The organism is Chromobacterium sp. FG89 (assembly GCF_057808735.1).
Genome location: NZ_JBMDIQ010000046.1, coordinates 1 through 10,050, shown reverse-complemented (window position 1 = coordinate 10,050; position 10,050 = coordinate 1). Strand labels below are relative to the sequence as shown.

Annotated in this window: 8 protein-coding genes; 1 reads left to right on the top strand and 7 read right to left on the bottom strand. The window is 64.8% G+C overall.

Going from position 1 to position 10,050, the window contains the following annotated elements; all coding sequences use genetic code 11:
* Positions 1–13: 13 nt before the first annotated feature.
* Genes ACODRW_RS23890 through ACODRW_RS23880 form a run of 3 tightly spaced genes read right to left on the bottom strand, consistent with a single transcriptional unit; the run spans position 14 to position 3,821 of the window.
* A complete protein-coding gene (locus tag ACODRW_RS23890) occupies positions 14–1,075 on the bottom strand; it encodes an ABC transporter permease (RefSeq protein WP_488906858.1) in 1,062 nt (353 codons plus the stop codon).
* Positions 1,076–1,088: 13 nt separating this feature from the next.
* A complete protein-coding gene (locus ACODRW_RS23885) occupies positions 1,089–2,027 on the bottom strand; it encodes an ABC transporter permease (RefSeq protein ID WP_488906857.1) in 939 nt (312 codons plus the stop codon).
* 21 nt (positions 2,028–2,048) lie between these two features.
* Complete coding sequence (locus ACODRW_RS23880) at positions 2,049–3,821, bottom strand: ABC transporter substrate-binding protein (RefSeq protein WP_488906856.1); 1,773 nt, start codon at positions 3,819–3,821, stop codon at positions 2,049–2,051.
* Between the two features lie 366 nt (positions 3,822–4,187).
* On the opposite strand from ACODRW_RS23880, the gene ACODRW_RS23875 reads away from it, so the two are divergent.
* Positions 4,188–4,553, top strand: coding sequence for a hypothetical protein (locus ACODRW_RS23875; protein ID WP_081551307.1), 366 nt, complete (start codon positions 4,188–4,190; stop codon positions 4,551–4,553).
* Between the two features lie 52 nt (positions 4,554–4,605).
* Here ACODRW_RS23875 and ACODRW_RS23870 read toward each other — a convergent pair whose 3' ends face one another.
* From ACODRW_RS23870 to ACODRW_RS23855, 4 genes are all read right to left on the bottom strand, one after another.
* Entirely contained in the window at positions 4,606–7,719 is a 3,114-nt protein-coding gene (locus ACODRW_RS23870; protein ID WP_107799541.1) for an efflux RND transporter permease subunit, read from the bottom strand.
* A 15-nt stretch (positions 7,720–7,734) separates the two neighbouring features.
* Positions 7,735–8,850, bottom strand: coding sequence for an efflux RND transporter periplasmic adaptor subunit (locus ACODRW_RS23865; protein ID WP_488906855.1), 1,116 nt, complete (start codon positions 8,848–8,850; stop codon positions 7,735–7,737).
* Positions 8,851–9,159: 309 nt separating this feature from the next.
* Positions 9,160–9,579 (bottom strand): ExbD/TolR family protein, encoded by a 420-nt coding sequence (locus ACODRW_RS23860; RefSeq protein WP_227103648.1) that lies wholly within the window; start codon positions 9,577–9,579, stop codon positions 9,160–9,162.
* Positions 9,580–9,738: 159 nt separating this feature from the next.
* Positions 9,739–10,050: ExbD/TolR family protein (locus ACODRW_RS23855; protein WP_488906854.1), on the bottom strand; the 312-nt coding region annotated here is incomplete at its 5' end.

Genomic DNA, 10,050 nt, shown 5'->3' with positions numbered 1-10,050 from the left:
CTGTTCTCCCCGCTCACTTCGCCGCCGCGCGCGGGTCCAGCGCGTCGCGCAGCGCGTCCACCAACAGGCTGAAGGCGGTGACCAGCAGCGACATGGACAAGGTAACCGCCAGCATTTGCCACCAATAGCCCTGGATCAGCTCGGTGGGCGCTTCCGCCAGCATCGATCCCAGGCTGACCTGGCGCACGCCGACGCCGAAGCCGAGGAAAGACAGGATGGCTTCGTACTTGATCAGCGCCACGGTGAGCAGGGAAAACTGCACTAGCAGCAGATGGGAGATATTGGGCAGGATGTGGACGAACATCTTGCGGGCGTTGCCGGCGCCGATGGCGTCCGCCGCCTGCACGTATTCGCGGCCCTTGAGCTTCAGGTATTCCGCGCGCACCAGGCGGAAAGTGCCGGTCCAGCTGGTCAGCGCCATCACCGCGACGATGGTGGTGATGCCGCGGCCGGAGACGGCGGCGAAGGACAGCAGCAACAGCATGTCCGGCACCGAGGTGAACACGCTGTAAAACCAGCCCAGCGCGTCGTCCACCCTGCCGCCGAAATAGCCGGCCGCCGCGCCCAGCGCGCAGCCCACCAGCAAGGCCGACACCGCGCCGAACACGCCGACGAAGATGGAGGTGGAGGTGCCTTTCAGGGTTTTCTCTATCACGTCGCGGCCGCGCAGATCCGCGCCGAAGGGCAAGGTGGCGCGCTTGGCCGGCGCGGCCTGCGCGTATTCGCCCACATGCTGCCGTGCCTGTTGCAGCTCCTGGCCTATCGGGTCTTCCTCCGGCGTCATGGTGACGATGGGGGCGGACGTCTGGGCAGGCTTGGCCGGCTCCGGCGGCAACACGTCATCGGCGGAGGCCTGCACCCAGCTGGGCGGCGCGTAGGGCACGGCGATTTCATCGGTCCAGCCGCCGCCCACCAGATTGAACCAGCCCCCGACGGCCAGCAGCAGGTAGACCGCCACGATCCACAGCGAAACAAAGCCCACTTTCTTGCGTTTCAGCCTTTGCCAGCCCAGCGCCCACAAACCGCGCGAGGGGGCGGCCGGTGCAGCGCCGGCGCCATTATGCAATGTCGTCATTTCCAGCCCTCTCTCACTTGAGCTGCACGCGCGGGTCGATCAGCTTGTAGACCAGATCGCCCAGCAGATTGAACACCATGGTGGCGATGGCGATATAGATGGTGATGGCCTTGATCACCGGGAAATCGCTCTTGTTCACCGCCATCACCACCTCGTTGCCCATGCCGGGAATGCCGAAGAAGCTTTCCAGCACCAGCGCGCCGATCAACATATAAGGCAGCGACATCATCACGCTGGTCACCACCGGGATCAGCGCGTTGCGCAGCACGTGCTTGAGCATCACCGCGCGTTCGGACAGGCCCTTGGCGCGCGCGGTGCGCACGTAGTCCTGGCCGATTTCCTCGACGAAGAAGCTGCGGTAGAAGCGGATGTCCGGCCCCAAGGACACCATCAGGCCCATCAGCAACGGCAGCGGCACGTAGACGAAGAGATTGACCCAGAAGGCATCCCCCCAGCCGCGCACCGGGAACCAGCCCATTTTGAAGGCCAGGAAATACTGGCCGGCGATGATGTAGACCAGCGCGCTGACCGACATGGCCACGGTGCAGGCGATGGTGACGATGTGATCGGTCAGGCCGCCGCGGAAATAAGCGACCAGCGCCGCCAGCGGGATGGCGACCAGCAGGTCCACCACCAGCATGGCGCCGGTCAGCGTCAAGGACGGGCCGACGCGGCTGCCGATGATGTCGGCCACCGGCTGCTGGGTGGACCAGGAGGTGCCGAAGTCCAGCGTCAGCACCTGTTTGACGAAGATCCAGAACTGCTGCGGCAGGCTCTGGTCCAGGCCCAGCTGGGCGCGGATATTGGCCAGCACGTCCGGCGTCAGGTGCTTGCCGGCCAGCACCAGCGACGGATCGCCGCCCACCAGGGTGAACAGGGTGAAAACCAGCAGCATGACGCCAAACAGGGTTGGGATCATCTGCAGGATGCGACGGATGATAAAAGCGGACATGATGTTCTCCTCGCCTGCCGCTTACTTCTGCACGTCCAGGAAACGCCAGATGTAGTTGTAGTTGGGATGCAGCTTGGCGCCGCGCACCCAGGGCTGGATCAGCGTGTTGCGGAAACGGGTGTCGCTGAAGGCCCAGGGCGTGTCCGCCATCACGATCTTGTTCATCGCGTCGTACAGCCGGTTGCGTTCCGGGCCGTCCTCCAGATTGCGGGATTGCTCGTACAGCCGGTCGTAGCGCGCGGACTGGTAGCAGGCGTAGTTGACGCCGCCGGTATTGGGGCCGTACAGCAGCTGGACGAAGTTCTCGCCGTCCGGGAAGTCCGCGATCCAGGCCGCGCCGTTCATGCCGAACTTGCATTCGCGCTGCGCCTTGATCTGTTCGTTCCACTGCATCACGCGGAAGTCCACGCGCACCTTGATCAGATCGAAGGCTTTCTGCCAGTACTCGTTCCATTGCTTGTCGATGGCGGTGGGGCCGGTCAGGAAGTCCACCACCATCGGCGCGCCGTTTGGCTGGCGGCGGTAGCCGTCCGCGCCCTTTTTGTAGCCGAAGCGGTCCAGCAAGGCGTTGGCCAGCGCCGGGTTGTAGGGGAAGGCGCCGCGGAAATCCGGATTGTGGCCGGCCACATTGGGCGGCACCACGTACTGGACCTTGACCGCCTGGTTGCGGCGGATGTCGCGTATGGTTTCGTCGGTGTTGAAGGCCATGGTGATGGCGCGGCGCAGCGCGATCTTGTCCTTGCCGTAGCCGCCCACCACCGGGTCTTTCATGCCGAAGGCGTAGAAGGTGATTTCCTCGTCCAGGCTGCGCAGCAAGCGGACGCCCTGGCGCTGGAGATCCGGCTTCAGTTCCGCCCGCCACGGATTGCTCGGATCCATGCGCAGCAGCTGCCGGATCAAGGGCTGGGGAATGCCCACCAGGTCCAGCTCCGCGCTCTTGAACGCCAGCCAGGTGGGCTGTTCCTCCTGGATCACCGACACTTCGATGCGGCCGATCTGCGGGTAGCTTTTGCCGTTCATCTCGCGGGCGACGCGCTGGTCTTCCGGATTGTCGCCCGGCGGGTAGTTGAAAATCTGCTTGCGGAAATGGGGGTTGGCCACCAGCGAGATATGGGTGCCCGGCTGCCATTTGGCCAGCATATAAGGACCGGTGCCCACCGGGTGGGCGTTGGTGTTGCTGCCGTAAGCCTCCACCGCCTCGCGCGCCTGGCCTTGCACAAAGGGCGCGGCCAGGATGTATTTCAGCGCCGGGTACGGCTGGGTCAGCTTCAGTTGCAGGGTGTAGCGGTCCAGCGCGCGCACGCCGGCCACCGGCGCGTCGTAGTTGATCTTGCCGCCGGCGGGCTTGGCCCAGGCGTCCAGGCCGACGAATTTGCCGGCCACCAGATCGCTGATCGGCGAGGCGACCGCCGGATCGATCAGCCGCTTGAAGGCGTAGACGTAGTCTTCCGCCGTCAGCTCGCGCTTCTTGCCCTTGAAGGCCGGGTCCGGCGCGAAGTACACGCCTTTTTTCAGGGTGAAGGTATAGGTTTTGGCGTCGGCGCTGACCGTGGGCATGGCGGTGGCGACATTGGGCACCACCTTGACCGGCCGCGCCAGGTAGTCGAAGGTCAGCAGCGGGTCGAAGATGTGTTCGATGATGGCGCCGGAGTAGATGTCCGATGTCTTGGACGGGTCGAAACCGGTCTCCGGCGCGTTGAAGGCCACATGCAGCACCTTGTTCATGTCGGCGGCCTGCGCCGACACGCCTCCCCACGCCATCAGCGCCAGCAGCGCGCATCGCTTCAGGCTCATGATTTTCTCCTTTGTTGTCGCTTCGGCCTGGCGTCTTGCACCGGCCCGCTTATTATGTCGCCGTTCTAGCGGCTCTTAGAACGTGTTTACGATCTCGCGAGCTAAGGCGAGACAAGGCGAAAACGAGCGAAAAAGCGGAATGTACTCGTGGTACATGAGCATTTTGAGCTTGGTTTCAACGCCCATTTCTATCCATCCCGCCGACGCGCGGCAGATCGTAAACAGGTTCTTAACACTCATGAACAAGGTGCGCCGGCGCTGCTTGTTGACAAGCGGCGGCGGCGACGCCATCGTAAAAGTATCCCTTCAAACCACCTCAGGCGGACGCCGTCTCCCCCCGCCTGACACATTGCTCAGGAGCGCCTCATGAAAACAACGCTAGCGCTGTCCCTGCTGGCCGCCAGCCTGCTGACCGGCTGCGCCACCCAGGCGGGTTACGCGCAAAAGGTCTACGGCTGGCAAGGCCGCGACGTCAACGAGATGCTGGCGCAATGGGGCGCGCCCACCAGCCAGCTGACCATGCCCAACGGCAATCAGCTCTACACCTACCGCAGCGCCTACAGCCAGGAAATGCCCTATCAGGGCGGTTTCTACAACTACCCCTGGGGCTTCAGCGGCGGCGGCTCGGTGTATTACCGCTGCACCACCAACTTCGTCGCCGATCCCAAAACCCATACCATTCAGTCGGTGAGCTTTGAGGGCAATGACTGCGTGGCGCCCCCTAAAAATTAAACACCGTCCTCGCCAAAAGAAAGAGCCTGCGCAAACGCAGGCTCTTTTCGTTTCAATGTTCGGCCGCCGGCTGGTGCGCCGGCTTGCCGCCCAATAGGCGGCGCACCCGGCTGCGCAGGCCGTCCAGATAGGTGTAGACCACTGGCACCACGATCAGGGTCAGCACGGTGGAGGTCAGCAAGCCGCCGATGATGGCGTGCGCCATCGGCCGGTTGCTTTCCGAACCGTCGCCGGTCCCCAGCGCCAAGGGCAGCATGCCGAAGATCATCGCCAGGCTGGTCATCATGATGGGGCGCAGCCGCACCCGGCCGGCCTCGACGATGGCCTGGTTGCGCTCCATGCCTTCGCGCCGCGCCTGGTTGACGAAGTCCACCAGCAGGATGCCGTTCTTGGCGGCCAGGCCCATCAGCATGATGATGCCGATCACCGAGAACATATTCAGCGTGGAGCCGAACAGATACAGCGAGCAGAACACGCCGACGAAGGCCAGCGGCAAGGCCATCATGATGGTCACCGGCAGCGTGAAGCTGCGGAACTGCGCGGCCAGAATCAGATAGATGAAGATCACCCCCAGCGCCAAGGCCTGCACCGCGTAGCCCAGCGATTCCTGCATGTCCTTTTGCTGGCCGCCCTGCACCAGCATCACGCCCGGCGGCAGCTTCAGGCCTTCCACCAATTGATGCACCTCGGCGGAGACGGTGCCGGCGTCGCGGCCTTCGATATTGGCCAGGATGGTGATCTCGCGCATCATGTTGACGCGCTTGATCTGGCGCGGGCTGATGCCCTGCCGGGTCTCTATCAGCGAGGACAGCGGGATCATATTGGCCGCGCCGTGCGCATCCGGCCGCCCGGCCACAGTCAGCGCGTCCAGCAGCTCCTGACGGCGCTCGGACTTGGGCACCCGCAGCTTGACGTCGTAGTTTTCGCCGTCCGGCGCTTCCCAGGTGGTGACCGCGTTGCCGGCCAACAGGATGGACAGGGTCTTGCCCACGCGGGCCAGGTCCACGCCCAAGCTGGTGGCGGCGTCGCGCTTGAGCACCAGGTTCAGCGCCGGGTCGCCTTCGCTGAGGTTGGATTCGATGTCGCGCACGCCGTGGATCTTGCCCAGCCGGCGCATCAGGTCTTCGGACACCGCGCTCAGTTCGCGCAGGTCGCTGCCGCGCAAGCCCACCTTGACCGGCTTGCCCTGCTGCTGCTCGTTGGCCACGGATTTGATGGTGACGCCGGCCACCGGCAGCACCCGCGCGCGCGCGTCGGCGATCACCTGCCCCAGGGTGCGCTGACGGCTGTTCTTGTCGCCGATGTCCACCGTCACCGAGCCGTCGTTCTTGCCGGCGCCGAAATTGCCCTCGCCCACATTCATCGAGATCGACTTGATTTCGGGAATGCCCTTCACCGCCGCCGCCAGTTCATGGCCCTTGGTGGCGGTGTATTCCAGCGCCGATCCGGGCGCGGTCTGGTAGCTGATGGTGAATTTGCCGCTGTCGCGCTCCGGGATGAACTCGCCGCCGATGCCCGGCACCAGCGCGAAGCTGGCGACGGTCAGCAGCAAGGCCGTGCCCAGCACGGTCTTGCGGTGGGCCAGCGCCCAGCGGATCACGCCGACGTAACGCTCCGACAACCGGTCCAGCGAGCTTTCGAAGGCGTCCAGCATCCGCCCCAGCGGGCCGCGATGCTTGTCGCCGTGGTGGTGCGGATCGTGCCAGATGGAGGACAGCATCGGGTCCAGCGTGAAACTGACCAGCATGGAGATCAGCACCGCCACCGCCACGGTCAGGCCGAACTGGTGGAAGAACTTGCCGATGATGCCGCCCATGAAACCCACCGGCAGGAACACCGCCACCACGGTCAGCGTGGTGGCCAGCACCGCCAGGCCGATTTCATTGGTGCCGTCCAGCGCGGCCTGATAATGGCTCTTGCCCAGGCCGGCGTGGCGCACGATGTTTTCGCGCACCACGATGGCGTCGTCGATCAAAAGGCCGATGGACAGCGACAGGGCCAGCAGGGTCAGCATGTTCAGGGTGAAGCCGAACATCTGGATGGCGAACAAGGTGCCGATCAGCGACACCGGCAGGGTCAGGCCGGTGATCACGGTGCTGCGCCAGCTGCCCAGGAACAGGAAGACGATCAGCACGGTCAGCCCGGCGCCTTCCAGCAGCGTGGATTCGACGTTGTTCAGCGACTTCTTCACGTCCTCGGCGGTGTCGTAGGTGTAGCGCACCTGGACCCCGGCCGGCATCTGGTTCTTCAGCTCCGCCACCCTGGCCTTGACGCCTTCGGCCACTTCCACCACGTTGGCGCCGCGCGCGGCGCGCAAGTCCAGCGACACGCCGGGCCGGCCGTCTATCAGCGAGATGCTGGACTGCTCGGCCTCGGTGTCGGCCACGGTGGCGATGTCCTCAAGCCGGATGGGCGCGCCGTTGCGGTAGCCCACCGCCAGTTGCGAGAAGTCGTCGGCGGATTTCAATTTGCCGGCGACGCGGATCGCCCACTCCTTGCTGACCGCCGACACCGAGCCGGCGGGGAAATCCTGGTTGGCGGCGCGCAGCGCGTCGGCCACGTCCTGCAGGGACAGGCCGGAGGCCTCCAGCCGCACCGGGTCCACGTCGACGCGGATCTCGCGGCGCACGCCGCCGATCAGCTTGACGTCGCCGACGCCGGCCACCATCTGCAGCCGCTTTTTCAGCACCTTGTCCACCCAGGTGGTCAGTTCGCGCGGCCGGGTCTGGTCCGAGGTCAGCACCAGGGTCAGCATGGGGTTGTCGTTGGGGTCCACCTGAGACACGGTGGGCGCGGAGATCTCGCGGCGGAACTGGCCCTGGATGGCGCCTATCTTGTCCCGCACGTTCTGCACCGCCGACACCGGATCCACCGACAGCTCGAACTCCACCACCACGGTGGAATTGCCTTCCATGGAATAGGAGCGGATTTCCTTGATGCCGTTGATGGTGTTGACCGCCTCTTCCACCGGCTTGGAGATTTCGCTTTCCACCACTTCCGGCGAGGCGCCCGGATAGTCGGTGGACACCAGGGCGATGGGGAAGCGGATGTCCGGCATTTCCTCCACCGCCAGCCGCTGCCAGGAAAACAAGCCCAGCACCACCAGCGTCATCATCAGCACGGCGGCGAAATAGGGATTGCGGACACTGATTCGGGTCAGCCACATGCTGCGCCCCTCCGCTTAGAGTTTGCTGCCCGGCAGGGAGACCGGATCGCCGGCCTTCACCCCCACCAGGTCCACGGCGATCACGTGCTCGCCCGGCTTGACCCCGGACACCGCCGCCAGCCGGTCCGCCTCGGAACGCAGCAACAGTTCCACCGACCGCCGCTCCAGCCGGCCCTGGCGCGCCACCAGCACCCAGGGCTGGCCGTCCGGATCGTGAATGGCCGGCAGCGGCAGCACGATCTGGTCGTTGATCTGGCGCAGCACAATGCCGCCCTTGGCGAACTGCCCGGCCTTCAGCTTGTATTCCGGGTTCTTCACGCGGATGTACAGGGTGAAGCTGCGGGTGCCCGCCACCGCCACCGGATTGATGCGCACCACTTCGCCGCGCTGCGGCTCGGCCAGGCCGTCCACGCTGAAGCCGGCCTGCATGCCGGGCTGGATCTGCGAGATCAGCCGCGCCGGAACGGTGGCGGCGATTTCCAGCACCGACAGGTCGGCGATGGCGAACAGCACCGCGTTCTTGCCGGCCACTTCGCCCGGATTGATCTTGCGCTCGTAGACCACGCCGTCTATCGGCGCGCGGATCTGAGTGTCCGCCAGCAGTCGGCGCGCGCGCGCCAGCTGGGTGGCCTGGGCCTTGGCTTCGCCCTCCTTCACCCGGTAATCGCTGTCGAATTCGTCATAGGCGATCTGCGAGATGAAGCCCTTGTGCAGCAGCTCGCGCTGTTTTTCCAGTTTGACCTTGGCCAGGCGCAGCCGCGCCTCGGTGTTGGCCACCTGGGCGTTCTGTTCCGTCACCGATTGCGACAACACTTCGGCGTCCAGCACCGCCAGCACCTGACCGCGCTTGACCGCCTCGCCCTCGCGCACGCGCACTTCCTTGACCCGTGCCTCCACCTCGGCGGCCACGGTGCCGCTGGTCAGCGCGTTGAGCGATCCGGTGAAGGCGATCGTCGCCGCCAGCGCGCGCGGCTTGGCCGCCATCACATCCGCGGTGGACAGCGCCCGCGCCACCGGCGCGGAGGCCGCGGCCTTGCCGGCGGCGCCCTCCTTGGGCGGGTCGGACGGCTTGGCGCCGCAAGCCGCCAGCGTCAACGACAAGAGCGGGACTATGACAAATCGTGTGTTCATCTGTTTTGTTCTTTTCTATGGTTGAGCCGCCTGCGACGCGGGGCTCGGACACGCGCTATCGGCCGCCGCGTCAGGCTCGGCGGCCGCGCATCCAGGACGATGAAACGACGCAAGATTCCCCCTTGCGCCGGCGCGGCCGGACCAGGGCCGCTCGGCATCATCCCACAGGCTTCACCGCGGGATATGCCATTGTGTGGTCGTATTGTCTTGTTGTTGTGAAACGTGGGCGAACAAGCCTCAGCCAAGCATTTGGGCGGCCTGACTGCGGCCGCCCGTTATCATGCCACAACACTATCCATTAAACATATGTCATTGCACAAACTGCTCGGAGCCCACGATGCCCAATTTAGTCACCCCCAAACGCTGAGATTCCGCCAGTACCATCGCCACCGGCTCATACCCCGCGTCCTTGTTCGGCTTGATGTGGAACTCCGGCTGCGGCGCCCGCGCCGCCGCTTCCGTCAGCTTCTTCTCCAAAGCCTCCCGGTTCGCCAAACGCTCCCCGTTCCACAAGATCCCGTTGTCCGCCGCAATGTCGATCTGCACCACCACCGGCTTCTCCATCGGCTTCGCCGGACTGCTCACCGGCATGTCCAGCTTCACCGCGTGCGTCTGGATCGGGATGGTGATGATCAGCATGATCAGCAGCACCAGCATCACGTCGATCAAGGGCGTGGTGTTCATCTCCACCATCAGCTCGTCGTCGGACGAGCCTACATTCATTCCCATCTTCGTTCTCCTTCGGTGACCTCGACAAACCTGCTGCGCGGCTCGATAGCTGCGTTGCTCCGTGCTCGCTCCCTCGCTGTACTACTTGTACTATCTCGGTCGCTCCGCGCGGTGCGCCTTGCTCTCGTGCCGCTCGCTACGGTTTTTCGAGGTCCCCGTTCAATTGCGCGGCGGCGGTTCGGTAATAAAGGCGATCTTCACGATGCCTGCCTGCTGCACCGCCAGCACGATCCGGCCGATCGGGCTGTACTTCGCCGCCAGATCCCCGCGGATGTGCACTTCCGGCTGCGGCTCCTTCTTCGCCTCCTTCACCAGCCGCGCCAGCAGTTCTTCCTGCGTCTTCACCGGCGTGGTGTTCCAGTAGATGGTGTTGCCGGTGTCCACCCCCAGCACGATGTTCTCCGGCTTGGTCTGCGCGGGATATTGCTTTCCTTCGGCAAGGCCATCTTCACCGTCTGCGTCACCACCGGC

Bases quoted from the DNA above. Each gene is read 5' to 3' on its own strand.
- ACODRW_RS23885 (WP_488906857.1), bottom strand. From the start codon at position 2,027: ATGTCCGCTTTTATCATCCGTCGCATCCTGCAGATGATCCCAACCCTG.
- ACODRW_RS23865 (WP_488906855.1), bottom strand. From the start codon at position 8,850: ATGAACACACGATTTGTCATAGTCCCGCTCTTGTCGTTGACGCTGGCG.
- ACODRW_RS23870 (WP_107799541.1), bottom strand. From the start codon at position 7,719: ATGTGGCTGACCCGAATCAGTGTCCGCAATCCCTATTTCGCCGCCGTG.
- ACODRW_RS23890 (WP_488906858.1), bottom strand. From the start codon at position 1,075: ATGACGACATTGCATAATGGCGCCGGCGCTGCACCGGCCGCCCCCTCG.
- ACODRW_RS23860 (WP_227103648.1), bottom strand. From the start codon at position 9,579: ATGGGAATGAATGTAGGCTCGTCCGACGACGAGCTGATGGTGGAGATG.
- ACODRW_RS23875 (WP_081551307.1), top strand. From the start codon at position 4,188: ATGAAAACAACGCTAGCGCTGTCCCTGCTGGCCGCCAGCCTGCTGACC.
- ACODRW_RS23880 (WP_488906856.1), bottom strand. From the start codon at position 3,821: ATGAGCCTGAAGCGATGCGCGCTGCTGGCGCTGATGGCGTGGGGAGGC.